Origin of the sequence: Paracoccus mutanolyticus (assembly GCF_003285265.1) — a bacterium.
GTDB lineage: Bacteria > Pseudomonadota > Alphaproteobacteria > Rhodobacterales > Rhodobacteraceae > Paracoccus > Paracoccus yeei.
Genome location: NZ_CP030239.1, coordinates 3,036,734 through 3,062,154 on the forward strand (window position 1 = coordinate 3,036,734; position 25,421 = coordinate 3,062,154).

26 protein-coding genes, 6 pseudogenes and 1 other annotated feature are annotated in these 25,421 nt (G+C 68.2%); of the genes and pseudogenes, 17 read left to right on the forward strand and 15 right to left on the reverse strand.

Features of this window, described 5'->3' with window-relative positions:
* The first annotated feature begins 14 nt into the window (after nt 1–14).
* The 10 genes and pseudogenes from secD to DPM13_RS16595 all read left to right on the forward strand — a co-directional run bounded on the left by secD (nt 15) and on the right by DPM13_RS16595 (nt 7,909).
* Nucleotides 15–1,681 (forward strand): annotated as a pseudogene (gene secD, locus DPM13_RS16550) (protein translocase subunit SecD).
* A 12-nt stretch (nt 1,682–1,693) separates the two neighbouring features.
* On the forward strand, nt 1,694–2,689 hold the full coding sequence (secF, locus tag DPM13_RS16555) for a protein translocase subunit SecF (RefSeq protein WP_112888435.1): 996 nt from the start codon (nt 1,694–1,696) through the stop codon (nt 2,687–2,689).
* On the forward strand, nt 2,689–3,045 hold the full coding sequence (locus tag DPM13_RS16560) for an Mth938-like domain-containing protein (protein WP_112888436.1): 357 nt from the start codon (nt 2,689–2,691) through the stop codon (nt 3,043–3,045). Before secF ends, DPM13_RS16560 begins: the two co-directional genes overlap by 1 nt.
* Nucleotides 3,042–3,626: pseudogene (gene ccmA, locus DPM13_RS16565) on the forward strand (heme ABC exporter ATP-binding protein CcmA); the annotation flags it as partial. The gene DPM13_RS16560 and the pseudogene ccmA, both read left to right, overlap by 4 nt.
* Nucleotides 3,612–3,722, reverse strand: a sequence feature (AL1L pseudoknot). It overlaps the preceding pseudogene by 15 nt.
* A gap of 26 nt (nt 3,723–3,748) precedes the next feature.
* A pseudogene (gene ccmB, locus DPM13_RS16570) lies at nt 3,749–4,308 on the forward strand (heme exporter protein CcmB); the annotation flags it as partial.
* A gap of 51 nt (nt 4,309–4,359) precedes the next feature.
* A pseudogene (locus tag DPM13_RS16575) lies at nt 4,360–5,083 on the forward strand (heme ABC transporter permease).
* Nucleotides 5,080–5,223 carry a heme exporter protein CcmD gene (ccmD, locus tag DPM13_RS16580; RefSeq protein ID WP_112888437.1) on the forward strand — a complete coding sequence of 48 codons (144 nt, stop codon included), beginning with the start codon at nt 5,080–5,082 and terminating at the stop codon, nt 5,221–5,223. Before DPM13_RS16575 ends, ccmD begins: the two are co-directional and overlap by 4 nt.
* Nucleotides 5,216–5,755, forward strand: a complete 540-nt coding sequence (locus DPM13_RS16585; RefSeq protein WP_223252116.1) for a DsbE family thiol:disulfide interchange protein — start codon at nt 5,216–5,218, stop codon at nt 5,753–5,755. The genes ccmD and DPM13_RS16585 overlap by 8 nt, the downstream gene beginning before the upstream one ends.
* A 121-nt stretch (nt 5,756–5,876) precedes the next feature.
* On the forward strand, nt 5,877–6,983 hold the full coding sequence (gene hisC, locus DPM13_RS16590) for a histidinol-phosphate transaminase (protein WP_028720992.1): 1,107 nt from the start codon (nt 5,877–5,879) through the stop codon (nt 6,981–6,983).
* On the forward strand, nt 6,980–7,909 hold the full coding sequence (locus DPM13_RS16595) for a prephenate/arogenate dehydrogenase family protein (RefSeq protein WP_112888438.1): 930 nt from the start codon (nt 6,980–6,982) through the stop codon (nt 7,907–7,909). Before hisC ends, DPM13_RS16595 begins: the two co-directional genes overlap by 4 nt.
* A gap of 55 nt (nt 7,910–7,964) precedes the next feature.
* Here the strand turns inward: DPM13_RS16595 and DPM13_RS16600 are convergent, their stop codons facing one another.
* Nucleotides 7,965–8,288 (reverse strand): FYDLN acid domain-containing protein, encoded by a 324-nt coding sequence (locus DPM13_RS16600; protein WP_028720994.1) that lies wholly within the window; start codon nt 8,286–8,288, stop codon nt 7,965–7,967.
* Nucleotides 8,289–8,601: 313 nt separating this feature from the next.
* Here DPM13_RS16600 and DPM13_RS16605 point away from each other — a divergent pair, with 313 nt between their 5' ends.
* Nucleotides 8,602–9,120: a M48 family metallopeptidase gene (locus tag DPM13_RS16605; RefSeq protein ID WP_223252117.1), complete on the forward strand. Its 519-nt coding sequence runs from the start codon at nt 8,602–8,604 to the stop codon at nt 9,118–9,120.
* A gap of 39 nt (nt 9,121–9,159) precedes the next feature.
* The gene (locus DPM13_RS16610; protein ID WP_099649784.1) at nt 9,160–9,810 is read left to right on the forward strand and encodes a GntR family transcriptional regulator; all 651 of its coding nucleotides are present in this window, start codon (nt 9,160–9,162) and stop codon (nt 9,808–9,810) included.
* Nucleotides 9,811–9,872: 62 nt separating this feature from the next.
* On the opposite strand, the pseudogene DPM13_RS16615 reads toward DPM13_RS16610, so the two are convergent.
* From DPM13_RS16615 to scpA, 6 genes and pseudogenes are all read right to left on the reverse strand, one after another.
* Nucleotides 9,873–11,190 (reverse strand): annotated as a pseudogene (locus DPM13_RS16615) (homoserine dehydrogenase).
* A gap of 31 nt (nt 11,191–11,221) precedes the next feature.
* Nucleotides 11,222–11,542: a hypothetical protein gene (locus DPM13_RS21445; RefSeq protein ID WP_189654754.1), complete on the reverse strand. Its 321-nt coding sequence runs from the start codon at nt 11,540–11,542 to the stop codon at nt 11,222–11,224.
* A gap of 20 nt (nt 11,543–11,562) precedes the next feature.
* Complete coding sequence (locus DPM13_RS21450) at nt 11,563–11,781, reverse strand: hypothetical protein (RefSeq protein ID WP_189654755.1); 219 nt, start codon at nt 11,779–11,781, stop codon at nt 11,563–11,565.
* The gene (locus tag DPM13_RS16625; RefSeq protein WP_080622396.1) at nt 11,769–12,593 is read right to left on the reverse strand and encodes a glycosyl transferase; all 825 of its coding nucleotides are present in this window, start codon (nt 12,591–12,593) and stop codon (nt 11,769–11,771) included. The genes DPM13_RS21450 and DPM13_RS16625 overlap by 13 nt, the downstream gene beginning before the upstream one ends.
* Before the next feature lie 55 nt (nt 12,594–12,648).
* Nucleotides 12,649–13,095 carry a GNAT family N-acetyltransferase gene (locus DPM13_RS16630; protein ID WP_262983362.1) on the reverse strand — a complete coding sequence of 149 codons (447 nt, stop codon included), beginning with the start codon at nt 13,093–13,095 and terminating at the stop codon, nt 12,649–12,651.
* 142 nt (nt 13,096–13,237) lie between these two features.
* Nucleotides 13,238–15,382 carry a methylmalonyl-CoA mutase gene (gene scpA, locus DPM13_RS16635; protein ID WP_099649780.1) on the reverse strand — a complete coding sequence of 715 codons (2,145 nt, stop codon included), beginning with the start codon at nt 15,380–15,382 and terminating at the stop codon, nt 13,238–13,240.
* 57 nt (nt 15,383–15,439) lie between these two features.
* Here scpA and DPM13_RS16640 point away from each other — a divergent pair, with 57 nt between their 5' ends.
* Together DPM13_RS16640 and DPM13_RS20090 are read left to right on the forward strand one after the other, a co-directional pair.
* Nucleotides 15,440–16,021: a DUF4174 domain-containing protein gene (locus DPM13_RS16640; RefSeq protein ID WP_223252118.1), complete on the forward strand. Its 582-nt coding sequence runs from the start codon at nt 15,440–15,442 to the stop codon at nt 16,019–16,021.
* Between the two features lie 41 nt (nt 16,022–16,062).
* Nucleotides 16,063–16,245: a hypothetical protein gene (locus tag DPM13_RS20090; RefSeq protein ID WP_028721003.1), complete on the forward strand. Its 183-nt coding sequence runs from the start codon at nt 16,063–16,065 to the stop codon at nt 16,243–16,245.
* On the opposite strand, the gene DPM13_RS16645 is transcribed toward DPM13_RS20090, so the two are convergent.
* The 8 genes and pseudogenes from DPM13_RS16645 to DPM13_RS16680 all read right to left on the reverse strand — a co-directional run bounded on the left by DPM13_RS16645 (nt 16,211) and on the right by DPM13_RS16680 (nt 22,723).
* Entirely contained in the window at nt 16,211–16,897 is a 687-nt protein-coding gene (locus DPM13_RS16645; protein ID WP_028721004.1) for a hypothetical protein, read from the reverse strand. The genes DPM13_RS20090 and DPM13_RS16645 overlap by 35 nt on opposite strands.
* 3 nt (nt 16,898–16,900) lie before the next feature.
* A pseudogene (locus DPM13_RS16650) lies at nt 16,901–18,959 on the reverse strand (ATP-binding protein).
* A 100-nt stretch (nt 18,960–19,059) separates the two neighbouring features.
* Complete coding sequence (locus DPM13_RS16655) at nt 19,060–19,290, reverse strand: hypothetical protein (RefSeq protein WP_036763811.1); 231 nt, start codon at nt 19,288–19,290, stop codon at nt 19,060–19,062.
* A 54-nt stretch (nt 19,291–19,344) separates the two neighbouring features.
* Nucleotides 19,345–19,593, reverse strand: a complete 249-nt coding sequence (locus DPM13_RS16660) for a hypothetical protein (RefSeq protein ID WP_028721007.1) — start codon at nt 19,591–19,593, stop codon at nt 19,345–19,347.
* A gap of 130 nt (nt 19,594–19,723) precedes the next feature.
* Nucleotides 19,724–20,140, reverse strand: coding sequence for a hypothetical protein (locus tag DPM13_RS16665; RefSeq protein WP_112888440.1), 417 nt, complete (start codon nt 20,138–20,140; stop codon nt 19,724–19,726).
* Nucleotides 20,141–20,233: 93 nt separating this feature from the next.
* A complete protein-coding gene (locus DPM13_RS25390; protein ID WP_260502589.1) occupies nt 20,234–20,368 on the reverse strand; it encodes a hypothetical protein in 135 nt (44 codons plus the stop codon).
* Nucleotides 20,369–20,546: 178 nt separating this feature from the next.
* Nucleotides 20,547–21,173 carry a DUF6497 family protein gene (locus tag DPM13_RS16675; protein ID WP_112888800.1) on the reverse strand — a complete coding sequence of 209 codons (627 nt, stop codon included), beginning with the start codon at nt 21,171–21,173 and terminating at the stop codon, nt 20,547–20,549.
* Nucleotides 21,174–21,190: 17 nt separating this feature from the next.
* On the reverse strand, nt 21,191–22,723 hold the full coding sequence (locus DPM13_RS16680; protein WP_028721010.1) for an acyl-CoA carboxylase subunit beta: 1,533 nt from the start codon (nt 22,721–22,723) through the stop codon (nt 21,191–21,193).
* A gap of 178 nt (nt 22,724–22,901) precedes the next feature.
* Here DPM13_RS16680 and alr point away from each other — a divergent pair, with 178 nt between their 5' ends.
* The 3 genes from alr to DPM13_RS16695 are packed head-to-tail and all read left to right on the forward strand — an operon-like array spanning nt 22,902 to nt 25,416.
* Complete coding sequence (gene alr / locus DPM13_RS16685; protein WP_112888442.1) at nt 22,902–23,933, forward strand: alanine racemase; 1,032 nt, start codon at nt 22,902–22,904, stop codon at nt 23,931–23,933.
* Nucleotides 23,930–24,688: an MlaE family ABC transporter permease gene (locus DPM13_RS16690; protein ID WP_112888443.1), complete on the forward strand. Its 759-nt coding sequence runs from the start codon at nt 23,930–23,932 to the stop codon at nt 24,686–24,688. The genes alr and DPM13_RS16690 overlap by 4 nt, the downstream gene beginning before the upstream one ends.
* A complete protein-coding gene (locus tag DPM13_RS16695; protein WP_112888444.1) occupies nt 24,688–25,416 on the forward strand; it encodes an ABC transporter ATP-binding protein in 729 nt (242 codons plus the stop codon). Before DPM13_RS16690 ends, DPM13_RS16695 begins: the two co-directional genes overlap by 1 nt.
* Nucleotides 25,417–25,421: the final 5 nt, after the last annotated feature.

Here is a 25,421-nt window from a genome sequence, read left to right on the forward strand (position 1 = left end):
GGCTAACGGCCAAGATGCTTCATATCCCGACCTGGAAACGCCTGCTGATCCTTGGCCTGATCGCCATCGGTCTGCTTTATGCGATGCCGAACCTGTTCTATTCGCGGGTCGAGCAGCATAACGATGCCATCAAGACCATCGAGCGGAGCGGCGTGGAGACGCCCGAGGATGTCGCCGCCCGCGCCGGCTGGCCGGATTGGCTGCCCTCGGGGCTGGTGAACCTCGGGCTCGACCTGCGGGGCGGCGCCCATCTGCTGGGCGAGGTCCATGTCGCGGATGTCTACAAGGCGCGGATGGACGCGCTTTGGCCGGAACTGCGCGATGCGCTGGTGGCGCAGCGCGATACCGTGGGCGCCGTGCGCCGCATCGCCTCGCCCGACGGCGGCCAGCTGATCGTCGAGATCGGCAACCCCGACCAGATGGCCCGCGCGGTCGAGATCGCGCGCGGCCTGGCCACGCCCGTCATTCGCTGACCGGGGCGGGGCAGTCGGACATCGTGGCCACAGGGTCGGGCAACCGGCTGACCGTGCAGCTGTCGGATGCCGAGAAGGCCGCGACCGACGACCGCACCGTGCAGCAGTCGCTTGAGATCATCCGCCGCCGGATCGACGAGGTCGGCACCCGCGAGCCCACCATCATGCGCCAGGGCAAGGACCGCATCCTGATCCAGGTGCCCGGCATCGGCTCGGCCGAGGAGCTGAAGCAGCTGATCGGCACCACCGCCAAGCTGACCTTCAACCCGGTCGTCGGCCGCGGCACCGATCCGAATGCCCGGCCCGGGCCCGGACATGTCCTGCTGCCTTCGATGGACGAGCCGGGCGTGTTCTATACGCTTGAGGAAAACCCCGTCGTCACCGGCGAGGACCTGACCGACGCGCGGCCGAGCTTCGACCAGAACGGCCAGCCGGCGGTCGATTTCCGCTTCGGTCCGGCCGGGGCCAAACGGTTCGGGGCCTATACCTCGGCCAACATCGGCCAGCCCTTTGCCATCGTGCTGGACAACCAGGTGATCTCCGCCCCGGTGATCCGGCAGGCCATCACCACCGGCTCGGGCCAGATTTCGGGCGCGATGGACGTGGACGAATCCACCCGGCTTGCGGTCCTGTTGCGCGCGGGCGCCCTGCCGGCCGAGATGACCTTCCTGGAGGAGCGGACCATCGGTCCGGAACTTGGCCAGGATTCGATCGACGCGGGGCGGCTGTCGTCCATCATCGCGACGGCGGCGGTCGTGGCCTACATGATCGCAAGCTATGGGCTGTTCGGGGTCTTTGCCTCGATTGCCGTAACCGTCAACGTCATCCTGATCCTGTCGATCATGTCGATGATGGGGGCCACGCTGACGCTGCCCGGCATCGCCGGGATCGTTCTGACGGTCGGGACCGCGGTGGACGCCAACGTCATCATCTATGAACGCATCCGCGAGGAACTGCGCGCCGGAAAGCGCGTGGTCAAGGCCATCGACGACGGCTTCAACGAGGCGATGTCGGCGATCATCGACGCGAACGTGACCTCGTTCATCTCGGCCGCGGTGATGTTCTTCCTGGGCTCCGGCCCGGTCAAGGGCTTTGCCGTGACGCTGACCATCGGCCTGGTCACCTCGGTCTTTACCGCGATCTATCTGACGCGTCTGATGATCGTGTTCTGGCTGGAGTGGCGCAAACCCAAAGAGCTGATTCTGTAAGGGAGCAGGACCATGGCATTTCGTCTGAAACTCGTTCCCGATCATACGGACATCGACTTTTTCCGCTGGCAGTGGCTGACCTTCGGTCTGTCCGCCGTGGCGATGCTGGCCTCGGTCATCATCGTCGCGGTGATGGGGCTGAACTTCGGCATCGACTTCAAGGGCGGGACGACGATCCGCACCGAAAGCACGACCGCCTTCGAGGTGGGCGACTATCGGCAGGCGCTGGCGCCGCTGGACCTGGGCGACGTCTCGATCACCGAGGTGTTCGACCCGAGCTTCGGCCAGACGCAGCATGTGGCGATGATCCGCATCGGCACCACGGACGAGACCGGATCGGTCACGCCCGAGCAGTTGAACCAGGTCGAGGCGGCGCTGAAGACCGTCGATCCCGAGGTACGGTTCGCCGCCGTGGAATCGGTCGGGCCCAAGGTCTCGGGCGAACTCGTCAAGACCGCCTTCTATGCGGTCGGCGCCGCCTGCCTGGGGATCATGGCCTATATCTGGCTGCGCTTCGAATGGCAGTTCGCCATCGGCTGCGTCGTTTCGCTGATCCATGACGTGCTGCTGACAGTCGGGCTGTTTTCGCTGTTCCAGCTGCGCTTCGACCTGACGACCATCGCGGCGCTGCTGACCACTTTGGGCTTTTCCTGCAACGATACGGTCGTCGTTTTCGACCGGCTGCGCGAGAACCTGATCAAGTACAAGACGCGGCCGCTGATCGACCTGATGAACCTGACCTGCAACGAAACCCTGTCGCGCACGATCATGACGGCCGTCACCACGGCCATCGCATTGACCGCGATGCTGATCTTTGGCGGCGACGTGATCCGGGAATTCGTCGTGGCGATGCTGTTCGGCGTGTTCGTCGGCTGCTATTCGACCATCTATGTCGCCAAGAACATCGTCCTGTGGCTGGGCGTCAAGCGCGACTGGGCCAAGCCCGGCGAGAAGAAGGACAAGCCCGCGACCGAGGAAATCCCGGCCGCCTTCCGGGACGCGCCCTGATGGCCAACATGGTTCCGACCGAGTTCTCGGGGGCCGTGCCGGTGGACGGCTACGGCCCCGGCTTTTTCCGGGTGGGCGGTGTCGTGCATCGCGGCGCGGTCATCGTGACCGAGGCCGGGGTAACGCCCTGGGGCGGGCTTGAGGACCGCGCGGCCCTGCTGGCGCTCGCGGGCTCGGTGGACGTGCTGTTCCTGGGCATGGGGGCGGACATCGCCTTTCCGCCGCGCGACCTGGTCCTGGCGCTCGAGGCGGCGGGCCTGATGCCCGAGCCGATGAATTCGCCCTCGGCCGCGCGCAGCTACAACGTCACCCTGTCAGAAGGGCGGCGGGTCGCCTGCGCGCTGCTGCCGCTGTGAGCCTGCTTGAGGTTCGCGGCCTGGCGGTGGCCAGGGGCGGGCTGCGCGTGCTCGAGGGGCTGGATCTTTCCTTGCAGGCCGGGCGCGTCCTGGTCCTGCGCGGGCCGAACGGCCTGGGCAAGACGACATTGCTGCGCACGCTGGCCGGGCTGCAGCCCGCCGTGGCGGGCGAGGTCGTGGCGGCGCAGGACGGCGTCGCCTATGCCGGCCACGCGGATGGGCTGAAGCCCGCGCTGACGGTGGCCGAGAACCTGCAGTTCTGGGCGTCCGTGTTTGGCGGGCGGGGCATTGCCGAGGCGCTTGGTGCCATGGACCTTGCACCCTTGGAAAGGCGCCCCGCGCATATGCTGTCGGCGGGACAGAAGCGGCGGCTGGGACTGGCGCGACTGATGGTCACGGGCCGTCCCGTCTGGCTGCTGGACGAACCCACGGTGTCGCTGGACGCGGGGTCTGTGGCGCTGTTCGCCGCCATGCTGCGCGGCCATCTGGGGCAGGGGGGCGCCGCGATCGTCGCGACCCATATCGAGCTGGGCCTGCCCGAGGCGGAGGTGCTGGACCTGAGCCGGTGGCGCGCCCGGCCCGGTCGGCGCGAGGCACGCACGACGGGCCACGAGTGCGTCGAGAAATGCGATCATTTGCGGAACGGGCGGTCGAGCTCCGCCGCAGCGAAATATGCGCTGGCCTTCTTCAGGATCTCTGCACGCTGGTCCCCTTCGGCATCGGCCCCGAGGGCGGCACCTTGGCCCGCGTCGCGCCCGGCATCCTGTGGATCGGGGCGCTGCTGTCCTGCCTGCTGTCGCGGACCGCATCTCGCGCTCGACCACGGGACGGCTCGCTGGACCTGCTGGCACCGCGCCGCTGCCGCTGGAAGGCATCGTTGCGGTCAAGGCCCTGGCGCATTGGCTGACGACCGGCCTGCCGCTGGTGGTCTTTGCCCCGGTGCTGGGGCTTTTGCTGCATCTGCCAGGGCCGGCCTATGGCTGGCTGGTCGTCTCACTGGCGCTGGGGACGCCCGCGCTGTCGGTGCTGGGCGCCTTTGGCGCGGCGGTGACGGTCGGGCTGCGCCGGGGCGGGCTGCTGTTGTCGCTGCTGGTCCTGCCGCTGTATGTGCCCACCCTGATCTTCGGCGCCGAGGCGGTGCGGCGCGGCGCACAGGGCGCGGACGGGGGGACACCGCTGGTGTTTCTGGCGGGCATCTCGCTGGCCTCGCTGGCGCTGATGCCCTTTGCCGGGGCGGCGGCCCTGCGCGTCAACCTGCGGTGAATGCGACATGAGTCCAGTTGAGGGGGCGGCCCTGCCGGGTTAGGAAGGATCATGTCGCTTTGGGAATACGCCAACCCCGTCAAGTTCATGCGCGCCTCGGGCGCGGTCCTGCCCTGGGTGGCGGGCGGCGCCGCGCTGTGCACCGCCCTGGGCCTGGGCTGGGGATTCCTGACCCCCCAGGACTATCGCCAGGGCGCGACGGTCAAGATCATCTTCCTGCATGTGCCGGCGGCGCTGATGGCCATCAACGCCTGGCTGATGATGCTGTCGCGTCCCTGATCTGGTGGTCCGGCGCCACCATGTCAGCGCGCTGGCGGCCAAGGCGGCGGCGCCGGTCGGCGCGGTGATGACGCTGATCGCCCTGGTCACGGGCGCGATCTGGGGCCAGCCGATGTGGGGAACCTGGTGGGAATGGGACCCGCGGCTGACCTCGTTCCTGATCCTGTTCCTGTTCTATCTGGGCTATATGGCACTGTGGGCCGCCATCGAGGACCCGGACAGCGCCGCCGACCTGACGGGCGTCCTGTGCCTGGTGGGGTCGGTCTTTGCGCTCCTGTCGCGCTATGCGGTGAATTTCTGGAACCAGGGCCTGCACCAGGGCGCCTCGTTGTCGCTGGCCCCAGGCGAGCGGATGTCGCCGGTCTACAAGTATCCGCTTTACGTCTCGATGCTGGGGTTCTTCCTGCTGTTCCTGGCCTTGATGCTGGTGCGCACCCGGACCGAGATCCGCCGCCGCCGCCTGGCCGCCCTGCTGGCCCGGGAGAACCGCGCATGATCGAGCTTGGAAAATACGCGGGCACGGTGCTGGCAGCCTATGGCATCAGCCTGGCCCTTCTGGTCGGCGTTGTGGTCCAGACGCTGCGCGCCAACGTCCGCGCCCGCCGCGCGCTGGAGGAGCATGAACGCCATGGCTAGGGTTTCGCCGATGATGCTGCTGCCGGTGGCGATCTTTGCGGGCTTTGCCGCGATGGCCGGCTGGGCGCTGCTGCGCGACGACCCCGACAGCCTGCCGTCGGCCATCGCCGGCCGCGAGGCGCCGGCGGTGTCGGCCACGACGCTGCCGGGGGCGACGCAGCTGACCGACGCGATGCTGCGCGAACCCGGCGTCAAGCTGGTGAACTTCTGGGCCAGCTGGTGCCCGCCCTGCCGGGCCGAGCATCCGACGCTGACCGCGCTGTCGGCCGAACTGCCGGTCTATGGCATTGACCTGAAGGACCCCGAGGCCAATGCCGCGGCCTTTCTGGCCGAGCATGGCGACCCGTTCCGGGCGCTCGCGACCGACCCGCGCGGGCGGGTGGCGATCGACTGGGGCGTGACCGCCCCACCCGAAACCTTCATCATCAACGGGCAGGGCAAGATCCTTTACCGTTTCGCCGGGCCCCTGGTCGGCGACGATTACCGCCAGCGCTTCCTGCCCGAGCTGGAAAAGGCCCGCGCCGTCGAGTGACGGCAAGGCCGGCATGGGTATTTGGAAAACGGTGAAAGCCTGGGCCTGGCGCCTGGTGGGCGAGGGCCTTTCCAAGCCGGTCGCGCGGGGCTAAGACGGCCGGGCTTGCAAGAGGCCCCACATGTCGCAGAACCAACCGACCATCGCCCCGCAACCCGGGATCATGGAGATCGCGCTTTACCAGGGGGGCGCCGCCAAGGTCGCGGGCGTCGAGAACGTGGTGAAGCTGTCGTCGAACGAAAACCCCTTTGGCCCCTCGGACAAGGCGCGCGAGGCCGTGGTCCGCGCCGCGCACAGTTTGCACCGCTATCCCAACACCGACCACGCCGGCCTGCGGGCGGCGATCGGCGCGGTCCACGGGCTGGATCCCGAGCGCATCATCTGCGGCGTGGGTTCGGACGAGATCATCCATTTCCTGTGCCAGGCCTATGCGGGGCCGGGGACCGAGGTCCTGTTCACCGAACATGGTTTCCTGATGTATCGCATCAGCGCCCATGCGGCGGGCGCCACCCCGGTTCAGGTGGCCGAGCGCGACCGGGTGACGGACATCGACGCCCTGATCGCCGGCGCAACCGAGCGGACGCGGCTGATCTTTGTCGCCAATCCGAACAACCCCACCGGCACCATGGTCGGTCTGCCCGAGCTTGAGCGGCTGGCCCGTGCCGTGCCGCAGGCGATCCTGGTGGTGGATGCCGCCTATGCCGAATATGTCGAGGGCTATGACGGCGGCGCGGAGCTTGCGACGCGGCTGCCGAACGTGGTGATGACGCGGACATTCTCGAAGATCTATGGCCTCGGGGGGTTGCGCATCGGTTGGGGCTATGGTCCGCGGCCGATCATCGACGTGCTGAACCGCATCCGCGGCCCCTTCAACCTGTCTCAGGCGGCGATGGATGCGGCCGAGGCCGCCGTGCGCGACCGCGACCATGTGGCCCGCTGCCAGGCCGAGAACGCTCGCATGCGCGCCTGGCTGGCCGAGGCGCTGGCGGAAAAGGGCGTGCCCTCGGACACCTCCTGCGCCAATTTCATCCTGGCGCGCTTTGCCGATGAGGCGACGGCCACGGCCTGCGACGAGGCGCTGAAGGCCGAGGGGCTGATCGTGCGCCAGGTGGCCGGATATGGCCTGCCGCATTGCCTGCGCATCACCGTGGGCGACGAGGCATCCTGCCGGCGCGTCGCCCATGTCATCGGCCAGTTCATGGCCGCGCGCGCCGGGGTTGGGGCATGAGCGCGATCTATGACCGGGTGGCGCTGATCGGGCTGGGGCTGATCGCCGGCTCGATGGCGCGGGCCATGCGCGAGAAGGGGCTGGCGCGCGAGATCGTGGGTCATGCCCGTTCGGCCGAGACACGCGCCACAGCCGCCGAGATCGGGCTGGTCGACCGCGTCTTCGAGACAGCGGCCCAGGCGGTCGCGGGGGCCGACCTGGTGGTCCTGGCGGTGCCCGTGGGTGCCATGGGGGATGTCGCGGCCGAGATCGCGCCGCATCTTGCGCCCGGCGCCACGGTGACGGACGTGGGTTCGGTCAAGCAGGCGGTGGTGCAGGCCGTGGCGCCGCATCTGCCGGATGGCGTGCATTTCATCCCCGGCCATCCCCTGGCCGGGACCGAACACTCCGGGCCGCGCTCGGGCTTTGCCAGCCTGTTCCAGAACCGCTGGTGGCTGTTCACGCCCACCGAGGGCTGCGATCCCCTGGCGCTGGAGCGGCTGCAGGACCTTGTGCGTCGCTTTGGCGCCAAGACCGAGCGGATGGACGCCGCGCATCACGACCTGGTGCTGGCCGTCACCAGCCACACGCCGCATCTGATCGCCTATACCATGGTGGGCGTGGCCGACCACCTGAAGCGCGTCACCGAATCCGAGGTGGTGGAGTATTCCGCCGCGGGTTTCCGCGACTTTACCCGCATCGCCGCCTCCGACCCGACGATGTGGCGCGACGTGTTCCTGCAGAACAAGGACGCCGTGCTGGACATCCTGGGCCGTTTCACCGAGGAGCTGTTCGTCCTGCAGCGCGCGATCCGCATGGGCGACGGCCAGCACCTGTTCGATTACTTCACCCGCACCCGCGCCATCCGCCGCGGCATCATCGAGGCCGGGCAGGACACCGCCGCCCCCGACTTCGGCCGCAGCCAGCCCGGGACGGGCGAGGGCTGAGGCATGAAAAAACCCCCGGCAGCCTTGGTGCCGGGGGTCGTGGATGATCCGCGGATCACTCTTCGTCGCTGTCGGGCACGTCCGCGATGTCGTCCAGCGACACGTCGCCGTCATCGTCGTCGTCGTCCAGCAGATCGTCGTCCAGATCGCCGTTGTCGGCATCCGCATCCAGATCCTCGTCATCGACCAGATCGGTCTGATCCTCGTCCCGCGCCGCGGTCTTTTCCGAGATCAGCGACCGAGAGCGACCGTTCGTCAGGCTTTCGACCGTGAAGACGTTGCCGCATTCCGGGCAGGTCATCGGATCGTTCATCAGGTCGTAGAAGCGGGTCGCACAATGGGGGCACTGACGCTTGGTGCCCCATTCCTCTTTGGGCATGGTATTCTCTTTCCGCCGCAGTTGGGTAAATCCGCTGTCCCCTGCCACAGGTGGAACAGGCTGTCAAAGCCTTTTCCCCCTTGCAGGCGGGGCGCGGTCAGGCTTCCTAGCTAGGCAAGCGGGGCCACGGGGTCAAGGGAATGACGGCACGGAACATCATGGTCGGGGGGGATATTCCGGTGACGCTGCGCCGCTCGGCGCGGGCGCGGCGCATGACGCTGCGGGTAACCCGGGCCGAGGGGCAGGTGGTGCTGACCCTGCCACTTTGCGCCACCCTGACCGAGGGGCGGGCCTTCGCCGAATCCCGCGCCGAATGGCTGCGCCGGGTCCGGGCCGAGATGCCGGCGGTTCAGCTGGTGGCTCCGGGCGCCTGCCTGCCGGTCGAGGGGCAGGGGCTTTGCATCACCCCGGCGCCGGTGCGCGCGGCCCGCATCGCGGGCGATGCGCTGCTGGTTCCGCAGGGCCGGCCGGCGGCGGTCGTGGTGGCGGCGTTCCTCAGGCACCTGGCCCAGGCCCGCTGGACGTGGCCTGCGATCGCCACGCTGGCGCGGCTGGGCCGGCCGTTCCGGGTCATCGCGCTGGCGAACCTGGCTCGCGCTGGGGCTGCTGCAGCCATGACGGCCGGCTCATGTTTTCCTGGCGCCTGGCCATGGCTCCGCCCGCCGTCCTCGACTATGTCGCGGCGCATGAGGTGGCGCACCTGGCCCATATGGATCATTCCGCCGCCTTCTGGGCGACCACCGCCGCCCTTTGCCCCGACTGGCGGGCACAGCGCGGCTGGCTCCGCACGAACGGCCATGACCTGCTGGCCTGGCGGTTCCGCGCCGATTGACGGATTGACGCGCCGCACGTTTGTGATCACAAGGCGGGCATGAGCATCGCACCCACCCGCCCCTCGGAGACATCGGCCCATGAACGCGTCTATCGCAGCCTGCGCGGGCGGATCATGCTGGGCGAACTGCCGCCCGGCCTGCCTCTGACGCTGCGCGGTCTTGCCGCGGAACACCGCGTGTCGATGACCCCCGCGCGCGAGGCGGTGCGCCGCCTGGTCGCCGAGGGCGCCCTGACGCTGTCCAGTTCGGGCCGCATCACCACGCCGGAGCTGTCGGTCGAGCGGATCGAGGAACTGGCCGCCCTGCGCGCCCTGATCGAGCCCGAGCTTGCGACCCGGGCCCTGCCGCGTGCACATCAGGCGCTGATCGACCGGCTGGCGCTGATCAACGCGGCCATCGGCGAGGCGGTCGATGCCCATGACGCCGTGGGCTATATCCGCACCAACCTGGAATTCCACCGCACGCTTTACCTGCGGGCCCAGGCGCCGGCCATGCTGGCGATCCTGGAAACCGTCTGGCTGCAACTGGGGCCGACGATGCGCGCGCTCTATGGTCGGGTCAAGCGGCACGAACCCCCGCGCCACCACCGCATGATCCTTGCGTCGCTGCGCGCGGGGGATGAGCCGGGGCTGCGGCTGGCCGTGCGCGCCGACGTGACCCATGGGCTGCGCCACCTCGCGCAGGGCTAGGGCGCTGCATGCGCTTTCACCGTTTCACAAATCCCCGTGCGACCGTGGCGGCAGGCGCTGCGTCAGACCTCCTCGATGCGCAGTTCCACCGGGTCGCCCGCGATGACGCCAGTGCCGGGCAGGGCCTCGATCGCGTGGTCGATGGCCTCGGGCGTGGTCTTGTGGGTGACGATCAGGACCGGCGCGACCCCCGCCGTCTGCTGGTGGCCGTATTGCCGCATCCGGTCGATCGAGATGCCCGCATCGCCCAGGACGCTTGCGACCTTGGCCAGCGCGCCCGGCTTGTCGGTCAGGGCCAGGCGGATGTAATAGGCGGCTGGCACGGCGGTGCGCGCGGGCTGGGGCAGGGCCAAGCCGCTGGCCGGCAGGCCAAAGGCCGGCATGCGCACGCCGCGCGCGATCTCCACGATGTCGGACAGGACGGCGCTGGCGGTCGGGCCTTCGCCGGCGCCCGCGCCCCGCAGGACGATCTGCCCGACGGAGTCGCCCTCGATCACCACCATGTTCGTGCCGCCCTGCAACTGCCCCAGCGGGCTGTCGGCGGGGACAAGGCAGGGTGACATGCGCTGTTCCAGGCCCCGGCCCGTCATCTGCGCCACGCCCAGCAGCTTGATGCGATAGCCCATGTCGGCGGCGCGGCGGATGTCGTCGATGCTGACCCGCTCGATCCCCTCGATCTCGACCGCGTCGAAGGTGGGCCGGGTGCCGAAGGCGATGGCGGCCAGGATCGCCAGCTTGTGGCTGGCGTCGATGCCGCCCACGTCCAGCGTCGGGTCCGCCTCCAGATAGCCCAGCTGGCGCGCCTCCTCGAAGACGGTCTCATAGGGCAGGCCGGCGTTTTCCATCCGGGTCAGGATATAGTTGCAGGTGCCGTTCATCACGCCCATGACGCGGCGGATCTCGTTCCCGGCCAGGGACTCGGTCATGGTCTTGATGACCGGGATGCCGCCGGCGACGGCCGCCTCAAAGCGCAGGACGCAGCCGTTCGCCTCGGCCAGTTCCGCCAGTTCCTGGCCATGGATCGCCAGCAGCGCCTTGTTGGCGGTCACCACATCCTTGCCGGCCTTCAGCGCGGCGGTCACCGCCTCGCGCGCGACGCCCTCGTCGCCGCCGACCAGTTCGACGAACACGTCCACGTCATCGCGCAGGGCAAGGGCGCGCGGGTCGTCCTCCCAGGCATAGGCCGACAGGTCCACCGCGCGGTTCTTCATCCGGTCGCGGGCGCTGACGGCGCTGATGGCGACGGGGCGGACCGTACCGGGTGGCCAGCAGCGCGGCATGGTTCTGGATGATCCTGACGGTGCCGGTGCCGACCGTCCCCAGGCCTGCGATGCCGAGACGAAGCGGAGAGGCGTCTTGCCCCTTGTTCTGGGCGGTCATGTGAAACTCGTATCTATGGACAGGGGCGGTGTTAGCGGATGGCGCAGCACGTTGCAACGCACGCCTTACGGGCCGTCGTCGCCCGGCCAGCGGCCCATGCGCCGGTCGCGCGCATGACGGCCGGGACGCGCCCGCCCAGGTCCAGGGTGGCCGCCTGGATCGACGCCAGGTCGGCCAGGCTCAGCGGCGCGTCCTGGACCTCGCCCCGGCTGCCGACAAAGGCGGGGTGCCAGCGTTCGGCATCGCCCGTCGGCCGCCACGAGGCATGGCACAACAGGTTGCGCTGCAGTTTCGCGCGGCCCAGGGCTTCGGTGATCTGGTCGCGGTCGCGCAGGCCGGGGTGGCGCCGCATGGCGGCGTCCAGTTGCTCGATCAGCGGCCCATCGAATCGTCGGCCAGCTGGCCCATGCGTTCGACCCAGTTTTGCATCTCGGCGGGCGTCAGGTCGTCGGCCAGCCGCGCCCGGTCCAGCGCATAGATCGTGCGCTTCAGAACCTCCTCCAGCCAGCCGAAGCTTGCCACGCATTGCCCCAGCGCGGCGGCGAAATCTTGGGGCAGGGTGTGATGGGCCTCGGGGCCTAGTCGCGCCACAGCTGATCCACCCAGCCCACCGGGCGCAGGTAATGGCGCAGGTGCTTGGACAGGCTTTCGCGCCGCCGCCCGTCGAAGGTCGCGCGCAGGTGATCCAGGGCCGAGCGGTGCTGGTCCTTCTCGCTCCACCGTCCGACGATGGCGTCGGGCGGGTTCAGGTCGCCCGGAAAGATCACGATCCGCGTGCCGCGCGGGATCCGCGCCTGCCGCCAGTAGTTCAGCGGAAAGTTCGGCACGCAATGCATGCGGAAATGCGCCAGCCAGCCCTTGGGCCAGAACTTGACCCCGCCCGGCGCATTGCGGGTGACGAAGCGCTGCTCATAGCGGAACTTGTCGGCGGCGGCCTGCGGATCGGCGCGGAAGATCTCCTGCAGGGGCTTCAGCTTGCCGACGCGCATGCGATAGACCGAGGTCTGGCCCATCTTCTCGAAGGGCGTGTTCGGGTTCAGGCCAAGCACGGTGTCGTCCGGGTCGCCAAAGGAAAAGAAATCGTCCAGACTGCCGGTGACGATCACGTCGAGGTCCAGAAACAGCACCACCCCCGTCACGTCGCCCAGATCGCCCCATAGCCGCGATTTCGGCCACTTGCCGCGGGTGTTGACCGGGGCCTGGTATTCGAACTCGGGCAGGGGCCGCACGGCGATGTCGGGATGCAGCCCTGCGCCGTCATCGGTAAAGCAATACAGCCGGAACGGCGGCGTGATGTTGCGCGCAACCATGCCGTGCAGGCGGTTGACGAACTCGGGCCCGAACTTGGTGCCCCATTTGATGCAGATGATCTGCTTGACCGTGCCGTTGCGCCCGTCGTTCATGCCCGCCTCGCTTTCAGAGCGCGACTCTGGCACGCGGCCCCGGGGCAGGCAAGGCTCACAGGATCTTCTGCAACAGCAGCAGGTCCATCCAGCGCCCGAACTTGCGCCCGGCATCCGGGAGACGGCCGACCAGGGCATAGCCCAGCGCGCGATGGAAGGCCTCGCCGGCCCGGTTCTCGGCCGAAACGGCGGCGATCACGGAATGGGCGCCGGCCCGGCGGGCATGATCCTCGATCGCCGCCATCAGCGCACGGCCCAGCCCCCGGCCCTGGGCGTCCGGGGACAGGATGATGGTATGCTCCATGGTATGGGCATAGCCGTTGCTGGCGCGAAACCGGTCGTAGGTCGCAAGGCCCACCGGCCGGCCCGCCGCCTCGGCCACCAGGAAGGCGCGGCCCGCAGCCTGCCGCTCGGCGATCATTCGCTGCAACGAAGGCACCGTCTTTTCCTCTGATGAAAAGGTGACGGCGGTGTCCCGGATCAGCGGGTTCCAGAAGGCCATGATCGCGGGCAGGTCGGCATCGGTGACGGAGCGGATCGTCACGGCGCGCCTCGGAACGGACCGGCCGCCGGGCCCCGCGCACGGCGCCCGGTCTTCACCGTTTTCCAAATGCCCATGCGACGGATGCGAGGGGCACCGCGGTTCATGCCGCGCGCGCCGCCCGGATCAGGCCCAGGATGTCGCGCGCGGCCGAGGGGATGTTGGTCCCCGGTCCGAAGATCGCCTTGACCCCGGCCTTCTTCAGGAAATCGTAATCCTGCTGCGGGATGACGCCACCGCAGATCACGATGATGTCCTCGGCCCCCTGGTCCTTCAGCGCGGCGATCAGCTTCGGCGCCAGGGTCTTGTGGCCCGCCGCCTGGCTGGAGATGCCGACCACATGCACGTCGTTGTCGATGGCGTCCTGCGCCGCCTCCTCGGGGGTCTGGAACAGGGGGCCCACGTCCACGTCGAACCCGATGTCGGCGAATGCGGTGGCGATGACCTTGGCGCCCCGGTCGTGGCCGTCCTGACCCATCTTCACGACCAGCATGCGCGGGCGGCGGCCCTCGTCCTCGGCGAACTGCTCGACGTCGCGCTGGATCCGGGCGAACTCGTCATCGCCTTCATAGGCGGCGCCATAGACCCCGGCCAGCGTCTTGACCTCGGCCCGGTGGCGGCCGAATTCCTTTTCCATCGCCATGCTGATCTCTCCCACGCTGGCCCGGGCGCGCGCGGCCTCGACCGCCGCCTCGAGCAGGTTGCCGCCTTCCTTCGCGCGCCGGCTCAACTCGGCCAGGGCGGCCTGGCAGGCCGCCTCGTCGCGGCTGGCGCGGATGCGTTCCAGGCGCGCGATCTGGGCCTCGCGCACCTTCATGTTGTCGATGTCCAGGATGTCGATCGGGTCCTCTTTCGTCAGACGATACTTGTTCACGCCGACGATCACCTCCTCGCCGCGGTCGATCTGGGCCTGGCGGCGCGCGGCGGTTTCCTCGATGCGCAGCTTGGGCATGCCGCTGGCGACGGCCTTGGTCATGCCGCCCATGGCCTCGACCTCCTCGATCAGGGCCCAGGCCTTTTCGGCCAGTTCGTGGGTCAGGCTTTCGACGTAATAGCTGCCGGCCAATGGGTCGACGACATGGGTGATGCCGGTTTCCTCTTGCAGGATCAGCTGGGTGTTACGCGCGATGCGGGCGCTGAACTCGGTCGGCAGGGCGATGGCCTCGTCCAGCGCGTTGGTGTGCAGCGATTGCGTGCCCCCCAGCGCCGCCGCCATCGCCTCATAGGCGGTGCGCACCACGTTGTTGTAGGGGTCCTGTTCCTGCAGGCTGACGCCCGAGGTCTGGCAATGGGTGCGCAGCATCAGGCTGCCGGGCTTTTTCGGATCGAACTCCTTCATGATCCGCGTCCACAGCAGGCGCGCCGCGCGCAGCTTGGCGGCCTCCATGAAGAAGTTCATGCCGATGGCGAAAAAGAACGACAGCCGCCCGGCGAACTGGTCCACGTCCATGCCGGCCTTCAGCGCGGCGCGGACGTATTCGCGCCCGTCGGCCAGCGTATAGGCCAGTTCCTGCACCAGGTTCGCGCCCGCTTCCTGCATGTGATAGCCGGAAATCGAGATCGAGTTGAACTTGGGCATCTCGTTCGAGGTGTATTCGATGATGTCGGCGATGATCCGCATCGAGGGTTCGGGCGGATAGATATAGGTGTTCCGCACCATGAATTCCTTCAGGATGTCGTTCTGGATCGTGCCCGACAGCACGGAACGCGGATGGCCCTGTTCCTCGCCGGTGACGATGAAGTTCGCCAGGATCGGGATCACCGCGCCGTTCATCGTCATCGAGACCGAGACCTTGTCCAGCGGGATGCCGTCGAACAGGATCTTCATGTCCTCGACCGAATCGATGGCGACGCCGGCCTTGCCCACATCGCCCTCGACGCGCGGGTGGTCGCTGTCATAGCCGCGGTGTGTCGCCAGGTCGAAGGCCACGGATACGCCCTGCTGCCCGGCGGCCAGCGCCTTGCGATAGAAGGCGTTCGATTCCTCGGCGGTGGAAAAGCCGGCGTATTGCCGGATCGTCCAGGGCCGGCCGGCATACATGGTCGCGCGCGGGCCGCGGGTGAAGGGCTCGATCCCCGGCAGGCTGCCCAGATGCGGCAGGTCCTGGATGTCGGCCTCGGTATAAAGCGGCTTGACCTCGATCCCTTCCAGCGTGTGCCAGGTCAGGCTGTCGGGATCGGCGCCCCGCAGCTCCTTGCTGGCGAGCTGGCGCCAGGTCTGAAGATCGGCTTTGGTGCTTTCGCTCATCTTGCATCCTTTCCCGTGGCCCGCTTCGCCCTATATGAAGATAAGGACGGGGGCGCGATGAAACTGAAACGGTTGATCTTTCTGATGACGGTGCCGCTGCTGGCGGCGATGGGCCCACGGCCGGACGGGGAGGGGGACGGCCATCGTCCCTTCGTGCGCGGCGAAGTTCCGGCCGCGACCAGCGAGGCCAAGCCCATGTCGCGCGTCCTGCCCGAGGGCGAGCTGTCGGTCATTCCCGCCGACCAGGCCGAGCCGCAGGAATTCCTGTGGCAGGCCCGGCCGCTGGTGGTCTTTGCCGACACCGCCGCCGACCCCGACTTCGCCGCGCAGCTTGCGCAGCTGCGCCGCGACCCGGCGGCACTTTTGCTGCGCGACGTGGTGGTCATCACCGACACCGACCCGGCGGCGAACAGCGCCTGGCGGCGGCAGTTCCGTCCAGAGGGGTTTTCCGTGGTGCTGCTGGACAAGGACGGCCAGGCCAAGCAGCGCCTGTCCAGCCCCCGGTCCGTGCGCGAGATTCCCGCGCCATCGACAAGTTTCCGCTGCGCCGGCGCGAGATCGGCCGTGTGGCACTGCCGTAGGATCGTGCGAAAATCGAAACGACTTCATTGCGGGACGGGCCTTCGCGCATTATCTTGAGCACAGGGCAGCCCCGCTGCCCGCTGCCAAGGAGGCTTGCCATGTCCAAATCGTCCCAGCCGCGTGCGACGGAACAACCCGCCCCGCCCAAGCGGCGCAGGCTGGACCCGGCGACCGAAGTGCTGGTCGAACGCCTGCGCAGTGCCCGCACTGCGAATGAAATGGCGGTGATTGTCGGCCTGAAACCCATCAAAGGCCGCTCCGGTCCGAAGATCGCCTACTAAGACGCTGGCGCAACGCGGCCAGTTCGCCCGGCAGGCTTGACGACAGCAGCGCCAGTTCCGCCTGCCTTGCAGCCAGTTCGGCCTCGCGCTCCTCCTCGATGACGCGGCGCAGGGCATCCTCTCCCAGAAAGACGCTGGTCATCAGCAGGCGCAGGGCTTCCTGCCCGCTTTCCCGCGCCGCCTCGGTCAATTCCAGATAATCCCCGAACATTTCGACCGCGCGGCCGTGATCCTGGTCGGCCTGCTTCTGCATGGCCCGGGCAAAGGACGCCATGATGGACAGCTGCCTGTAATAGGTCACGACCGGGTCGATGACCTCGGCCGGCAGGATGTGCACGTCCTCGATGATCGCGGAAAAGATGCGGTCGTTGGCCTGCTCCGGGATAAAGGGGATCCGGCCGCTGTCGCGCAGCCGCGCCAGCAGCGCGGCGGTGCCGCCCGCATCCAGCCGCTGGCTTTCCAGGGCGACGACATGGGCGCGGATTTCGGCCAGCAGCGCGCGCTGCACGTCGCTGACCCGCTCGGCCCGCAGGGTGCGGGCACGGCGGCGGTTCAGCCAGTCGTTGACGGGCCAGGCCAGCATCGCCACGGCGGCGGCGACCAGCGCCGCCAGCACCGTGGGATTGAAAAGGCTGCCCTGGGTCCCGCCCATGGATCACTCGAATTCCATGATGACGTCATCGACCTTGAGGCTTTCGCCCGGCGCGGCGTTGACCGACTTGACCACGGCACGGCGTTCGGCGCGCAGGATGTTTTCCATCTTCATCGCCTCGACGGTGGCCAGCGCCTGGCCCTCCTGCACCTCGTCGCCGGCGGCGACGTTCACCTTGACCACCAGGCCGGGCATCGGGCACAGCAGGAACTTCGAGGTGTCGGGCGGCAGCTTTTCGGGCATCAGCCGCGCCAGTTCGGCGGCGCGCGGACGGCGGACATAGGTCTTGAGATCCGCTCCCCGCACCCTCAGCCGATAGCCCGAGGGCAGGGGTTCGACCTTCATCACCAGGGGCGTGCCGTCGACCGACAGCCGCGCCAGTGTCTGCCCGGGCAGCCAGTCGCTTTCCACGCGCAGCTTGCGGCCCTGCAACTCGACCGTCGAGCCCTGCTTGTCGGCGGTGATGCGCACGGGAATGTCCTGACCGGCAAGGCTGACGACCCAATGTTCGCCGACATGGCGTTCGTGGTTGTCCAGCCGCCCCGAGATGCGGCAGCGTCGGATTTCCGCCACGCGGTGCATGGCCGCGGCCGAGGCGGCGACGCGCAAGACCTCGCCCTCGGGCAGGGTCGCGCCCAGGAAGCCCTCGGGATATTCCTCGGCAATGAAGGCGGTGGAAATGTCACCCGAGACGAATTTCGGATGGTCCATCACGGCCGACAGGAAGGGCAGGTTGTGGCCGATGCCCTCGACCTCGAATTCGTCCAGCGCCAGCCGCATGCGTCGACGGCGGCCTCGCGCGTCGGCGCGCATGGGTGGTCAGCTTGGCGATCATCGGGTCGTAATGCGGGCTGATGTCGCCGCCCTCGTAGACGCCGGTATCGTTGCGCACGCCGGCGGGGCCCGCGGGGGGCGTGGCACCCGGCTGGGCCGGAACCCAGCGGCTGGCCGCAAGCATCGGGCCGGCCGCGACCTCGGACGGCGGGCGATAGCGCGTCAGCCGGCCGATCGAGGGCAGGAAGTTGCGATAGGGGTCCTCGGCGTAAAGCCGGCTCTCGATGGCCCAGCCGTTGATCGTCAGATCGTCCTGGGCAAAGGGCAGCGGCTCGCCCCCGGCGACGCGGATCATCTGCTCGACCAGATCGACGCCGGTGATCAGTTCGGTCACCGGATGTTCGACCTGCAACCGGGTGTTCATTTCCAGGAAATAGAAATTGCGCTGGCCGTCGACGATGAATTCGACCGTGCCGGCGCTGGTATAGCCCACGGCACGGGCCAGGGCGCAGGCCTGCTCGCCCATGGCCTTGCGGGTCGCGGCGTCCAGGAAGGGGCTGGGCGCCTCCTCGATGACTTTCTGGTTGCGGCGCTGGATCGAACATTCGCGTTCGTGCAGATAGACGCAGTTGCCGTGCTTGTCGGCCAGCACCTGGATTTCGATGTGCCGGGGCTGGGTCACGAATTTCTCGATGAAGATGCGGTCGTCGCCAAAGCTGTTTGCCGCCTCGTTCTTCGAGGATTCGAAGCCTTCCCGCGCCTCCTGGTCGTTCCAGGCGATGCGCATGCCCTTGCCGCCGCCACCGGCGCTGGCCTTGATCATCACCGGATAGCCGATCTGACCCGAGATCCTCACCGCCTCCTCGGCATCGGCGATCAGGCCCATATAGCCCGGCACCGTGCTGACGCCGGCTTCCTGCGCCAGCTTCTTCGAGGTGATCTTGTCGCCCATCGCCTCGATCGCGGGGCTGGGCGGGCCGATGAACACCACCCCCTCGGCCTCGAGCGCCTGGGCGAACTTCATGTTCTCGGACAGAAAGCCATAGCCCGGATGCACGGCCTGCGCGCCGGTCTGGCGGATCGCATCCATGATCTTGTCGATGACGATATAGGACTGGTTCGCGGGGGCGGGACCGATGTGAACGGCCTCGTCGGCCATCTTGACGTGCAGCGCATTGCGGTCGGCGTCGGAATAGACGGCGACGGTCTTGATGCCCATGCGCCGGGCGGTCTCGATGACGCGGCAGGCGATTTCGCCCCGGTTGGCGATCAGGATTTTCGTGAACATGACGGCTTATCTTTCCCCCGCAGTCCCTGTCTGGACATGAAAAAGCCGCCCCGGCGCACGGCCGGGACGGCATGAATGGCAAACGCCTTGGCGTTCTTGATCAGTAGCGGCGCTGAGTCGGCTGGCACAGCCGCACGTCGTCGCACAGCGCGCCTGCGGCCGCGCCGATGGCTGCGCCCTTGACCACGTTATGGCCGCCGACATGGGCGACGGTCGCACCGACGCCCGCGCCGATAAGGCCGCGGTCCATGTCGGTCGGGTTGATGTTCTGGGTGCAGCCGGCCACGGCCAGAAGGCCGAACCCAAGCGCGAAGACGATTTTCTTCGACATGTCGAAAGCTCCGAAAAGGGGGCGCGGCGCGTGGCGCCGTCAGCCCCGGTGAAATCAGTAGCCGCGCGACTGGCAGACGCCGGCGTCGTCGCACAGCGCGCCGCCCGCAGCACCGATAAGCGCGCCGGTGCCCACGTCGCCGTCGATGATCTTGGCGACAGCCGCACCGGCCAGCGCGCCGCCGGCCGCGCGCTGCGCGTCGGGGGACAGGCCCATGCCGCCACCATAGCCCTGGTCGCAAGCAGCCAGTCCGGCGACCAGAAGGGCAACGCCAGAGAGACGGAGGATGACGGATTTTTGCATGGTTCTTTGCCTGTATTGTGGGACCCCAAGGGGGCCGACCGTGTTAGCGATGCAGGCAATATTGCACGCCAGTATGGCGGAAGAAACTGACAACGATGTGAAAACTTGCGCGCCTGCATATTTCCGCCCATCAGTCGTTCCCGTCGTCCTCGTCGTCCTCGTCCTCGTCCCAATCCAGGTCGTCCCAGTCGAACTCGGGCGCCTCGGCGGCGAAAAGCTGCGGAAAGCTCGCCTCGGCCTTTTTCATGTCGATGCGCAGCATCTGGTCATAGTCGGTCGGGTCCAGCTTGCCGATGGCGACGACCTCGCGGCCGATCAGCCAGGACAGGCGGCCGGCGTCCAGATTGCCGCGGGGAAAGGGTTCCTCGCCAAACTGCCGGATCAGCGCGGCCATGAAGCCTTCGTCCGCGCGACGATCGGCGGCCTTGCGGTCGCGAAAACGCTCGCGCCGGACCAGGGGCGTCGCCCCCTTCTTGTTGGCGCGCCGGATGGTGAATTGAAAGTCGGTGCCGGGAAGGCGGCCGGGAAAGCCGCGGTGCTTCAGCATGAAATGCCCCTTTTCTGCAGCGGAGTGGCGCGCAGGCGGCGGGGCGGACGCAAAGGGCGCGGGCCGCCAGGCAGCCCGCGCCTTGGGTCGGGCTTAGTTGGCGCCGTATTTGCCTTGGAAGACAGGCTCGGGCTGGACCGGGGCAGGGGTGATGACCTCGGGTTCCTTCTTGGCGCAGGCAGCGGCCAGGCCGACCAGGACAAGGGCGATTGCAAGCTTTTTCGACATGATGTCGTGCTCCTGTGTTGCGGGGCGGGGCCCCGACTGCTCGGGTTGGATTCGGCTGCCGTCGGCGGCCGAGACCACAGCATAGTCAGAGCCTTGGGCGCATCACAGGCGGCGAGATCGCGTTTCGTCCGGCGGGCAGGCCCCTGTGGCAGGCTTGCATCATAGCGGAGATTCGCCATCACCAGGGTTCCCATTCGCAGCTGTCGCGGTCGGCGGGCAGCTTGAACGCCTCGAACAGCTGCAAGGCGTCGGGGTCGTAGCTGCCGAAGGGCGTGTTCTTGTCGGACAGGCTGATGACGATCTGGCGCGGCCGCGGCCCGGGGTTCGCGATGCGGGGCAGGACCCATTCCTGGCACAGCCAGACGATATCGTCATGCACCGGGTCCTGCGCCAGCACGTCGGGCGCGGTGGGCAGGGCCTCCTCGACCATCGCGTCGGCTTCGGCCTCGGCCTGGTCGTCGACCTCGGCGGGGGCCGGGTCCAGCGTGGCCGGGTCGATCATGCCGTCCTCCGCCGTATCGCCCGTGACCTCGGCGGTTTCGGTGTCGATGTCGATCGGCCCGCGGTCCGCCCCCTCGATCGCGTCCGAGGCGGGGCCGCTGGTCGAGGGCACCCGCGAGGCCAGGTCCGGCACAAGGAAGCGAAAGCGATAGGTCAGGCCGGTGCCGCCCGAGGTGTCCCGGATCGTCTCGATCCATTGCGCCTGCGCGCCGGACGGCAGGGCGATGGGCGCCTTGTCCTGTGCCGCCGCAGGGCCGCCAAGCGCCGCAAGCGTCATGCCGACCGCCGCAAGGAAATGGGCCATGGTCCGGTCCGTCGCGGTCACAAGGGAATGTTGTCGTGCTTTTTCCATGGATTGGACAGCTTCTTGCCACGCAGGGAAGCCAGCGCGCGCGCCACCCGCCGGCGGGTCGAACGCGGCTGGATCACTTCGTCGATAAAGCCTTTTTCGGCGGCGACAAAGGGGTTGGCAAAGCGGTCCTCGTAATCCTTGGTCCGGGCGGCGATCTTGTCGGGCTCGCCCAGCTCGCTGCGATACAGGATCTCGACCGCGCCCTTGGCGCCCATCACCGCGATTTCCGCCGTGGGCCAGGCATAGTTGAAATCGCCGCGCAGGTGCTTGCTGGCCATGACGTCATAGGCGCCGCCATAGGCTTTGCGGGTGATGACCGTGACCTTGGGCACCGTCGCCTCGCCATAGGCGAACAGCAGCTTCGCGCCGTGCTTGATGACGCCGCCATATTCCTGGGCCGTGCCCGGCAGGAAGCCCGGCACGTCGACGAAGGTCAGGATCGGGATCTCGAAGGCGTCGCAAAAGCGCACGAAACGCGCCGCCTTGCGCGAGCTGTCGATGTCCAGGCAGCCCGCCAGCACCATCGGCTGGTTGGCGACCACGCCGACGGTCTGGCCCTCGATGCGGATGAAGCCGGTGATGATGTTGGCCGCGAAATCCTGCTGGATCTCGTAGAAATCGCCCTCGTCCGCGACCTTCAGGATCAGCTCCTTCATGTCGTAGGGCTGGTTCGGGTTGTCGGGGACCAGCGTATCCAGGCTGGGCTCGATCCGGTTCGGGTCGTCGAAGAAGGGCCGGGTCGGCGCCTTTTCGCGGTTGTTCAGGGGCAGCAGATCGACCAGCCGGCGGATCTCGGTCATCGCCTCGACGTCGTTCTCGAAGGCGCCGTCGGCGACCGAGGATTTCTTGGTATGGGTCGAGGCGCCGCCCAGCTGTTCCGCCGTCACGACCTCGTTCGTCACCGTCTTGACCACGTCCGGGCCGGTCACGAACATATAGGACGTGTCCTTGACCATGAAGATGAAGTCGGTCATCGCCGGCGAATAGACCGCGCCGCCGGCGCAGGGGCCCATGATGACGCTGATCTGCGGCACCACGCCCGAGGCCATGATGTTGCGCTGGAACACGTCCGCGTAACCGGCAAGGCTGGCGACGCCCTCTTGAATGCGCGCGCCGCCCGAGTCGTTCAGCCCGATCACCGGGGCGCCGTTCTGCACCGCCATGTCCATGATCTTGCAGATCTTCTGCGCATGGGTTTCCGACAGGGAGCCGCCGAAGACGGTGAAGTCCTGCGAGAACACATAGACCATGCGGCCGTTGATCGTGCCCCAGCCGGTGACGACGCCGTCGCCATAGGGCCGATCCGCCTCCATCCCGAAATCGGTCGAGCGGTGGCGCACGAACATGTCGAATTCCTCGAAGGAACCCTCGTCCAGCAGCAGCTCCAGCCGCTCGCGCGCGGTCAGCTTGCCGCGGGCGTGCTGGGCGTCGATGCGGCGCTGGCCACCGCCAAGGCGGGCATCGCGCCGACGGGTCTCCAACTGGTCCAGGATGTCTTTCATGCCCGTCTCCTCCGCTTTTGGGCAGGTTAGGGCCTTCGCTGCGCCGCGGAAAGAAAAAAGACGAAAATTTGCAAAATGTGCTAGCAAGTTCGTGAGCAAATGGCAAATCCGCAAAATCGGACGCAGTTGACAATCGGCGCCGGGCGAATAGGAAAGGGCCAAACCACAGGGGGCCCGCATGTCTGCCGCTTCGGGACTGACGATCGACCTTTCGGCCATCCGGGCCAACTGGAAATCCCTGGCCGACATGGCCCCCGGCGCGCGGGCGGGCGCGGTGGTTAAGGCCGATGCCTATGGTCTGGGCGCGGTGCGCGTGGCACCTGCGCTCTACGATGCAGGCGCGCGGGACTTTTTCGTGGCGCTCGCCTCGGAAGGGCGGGCGATCCGGCCGCTGCTGGCGCAGGACGCCGACATCTATGTGCTTTCGGGCCATATGGAGGGCGAGGACCTGACCGGGCTGATCCCAGTCCTGAACAGCCCCGAGCAATTCTTTCGCGACCGCGCCCTGCGGCCCAAGAGGGCCTTTGCGATCCAGCTGGACAGCGGCATGAACCGGCTGGGCCTCGAGCCCGGCGAATGGGCCGCGATCCGGGCCGAGGCGCTGGCCGCCGGTCCCCGGCTGGTCATGTCGCACCTGGCCTGCGCCGATGAGCCGGAGCATCCGGCCAATGCCCAGCAGTTGCAGGCGTTTCGCGCCATGACGGACGGCATCGGCGTGCCGCGCGCGCTGGCCGCGACCGGCGGCACGCTGCTGGGGCCCGACTATCACTTCGACCTGGTGCGGCTGGGCATCGGCATGTATGGCGGCCTGCCTTATGCCGAGGCGAAGCCGGTGGTCGGCCTGGCCCTGCCCGTCATCCAGACGCGCGAGGTCCGGCCGGGCGAGTCGGTCGGCTATGGCTATGCCTGGACCGCGCAGCGCCCCGCGCGCATCGCGACCGTGGCGGCGGGCTATGCCGACGGGCTGTTCCGCGCGCTGGCCAGGCAGGGTGAACTGAAGCTTTGGGCGGGCGAGCGAGCCTGTCCGGTGGTGGGCCGCATCTCGATGGACCTGATCACGGTGGACGTGACGCAGCTGCCCTTCGTCCCCGACACGCTGGACATCCTGAACGAGCGGCAGGGGGTCGATGCGCTGGCCGATCTTGCGGGCACCATCGGCTATGAAATCCTGACCTCGCTTGGCAGCCGCTATCCCCGGACCTATCGGTGAATCCAGTCCGGCTGATCGGGCGCGGGGCGATTGCCGCGCTGCGCGGCATCGGGCGCGTCGCGATCTTTGCCGCGCTGGGGCTGGTCCGCGTGGGCCAGCACCCTTCGGAACTGGCGCGGCAGGTGCTGCATATCGGCTGGCTGTCGCTGCCCGTGGTCGGGCTGACGGCGCTGTTCACGGGCGCGGCGCTGGCCTTGCAGATCCATTCGGGGGGCGAGCGGTTCCAGGCGGGCGACGTCGTGCCCGCGATCGTCGCCATCGGCATGGCCCGAGAGCTGGGCCCCGTGCTGGGCGGTCTGATGGTCGCGGCCCGCGTGGCATCGGCCATCGCGGCCGAGCTTGGCACCATGCGCGTGACCGAACAGATCGACGCACTGGTGACACTGTCCACGGACCCGGTGGGCTGGCTGGTGTCGCCGCGCCTTTGGGCCGCGATCCTGTGCCTGCCGGTGCTGGTGGGCGTGGGCGACCTGATCGGGATCATGGGCGGCTGGCTGGTGGGGGTGAACGCGCTGGGGTTCAATTCGGCCAGCTACCTGTCGAACTCCTGGGCCTATCTCGAGCGATGGGATGTCGTCTCGGGTCTGGTCAAGGGCGGCTTCTTCGGCCTGGTCGTGGCACTGTCGGGCTGCTGGTTCGGGATGACCGCCGGGAACGGCGCCGCAGGGGTGGGGCGGGCGGCGACCAATGCGGTCGTCGCGGCCTCGGTCGGCATCCTTGCGGTCAACTTCGCGCTGACGGGGCTTTTCTTCTGATGCTGGTGGTGCGGGGCCTGTCCAAGCGGTTCGGCGGCAAGACGGTGCTGGACGGCATCGACCTGGACCTGGGGCAGGGCGAAAGCCTGGTGGTCATCGGCGGCTCGGGGACCGGGAAATCGGTGCTGCTGCGCTGCATCCTGGGGCTCGAGCGGCCGGACTCGGGCGACATCCTGTGGAACGGCGCGCCCATCGGCGCCGGCTTCATGGACCAGTTCGGGATGCTGTTCCAGAACGCGGCGCTGTTCGACAGCCTGCCGGTCTGGCGCAACGTGGCCTTTCGCCTGCTGCGCACCATGCCCAAGGCCCGCGCCCGCGCCATTGCCCTCGACAAGCTGGCCCGCGTCGGCCTGGGGCCCGAGGTCGCGGACCTTTATCCCGCCGCCCTGTCGGGCGGAATGCGCAAGCGCGCGGGCCTGGCCCGCGCCATCGCCGCCGGCCCCCGCGTGATCTTTTTCGACGAGCCGACGACCGGGCTGGACCCGATCCGCGCCGCCGCGATCAACACCCTGATCCGGGGCATCGTGGACGAGACGGGGGCAAGCGCCATCACCATCACCCATGACATGGGCTCGGCCCGCGTCATCGGCGACCGGGTGGCGCTGCTGGACGGGGGCCGGGTCCGCTGGCAGGGGCCGGTCGCGGCGATGCAGGACGCGCCCGACGCCTATCTGCAGGACTTTATCGCGGGGCGGGCGCGGGCCGATGGCTCGCAACCGGGGGATTAGATGCC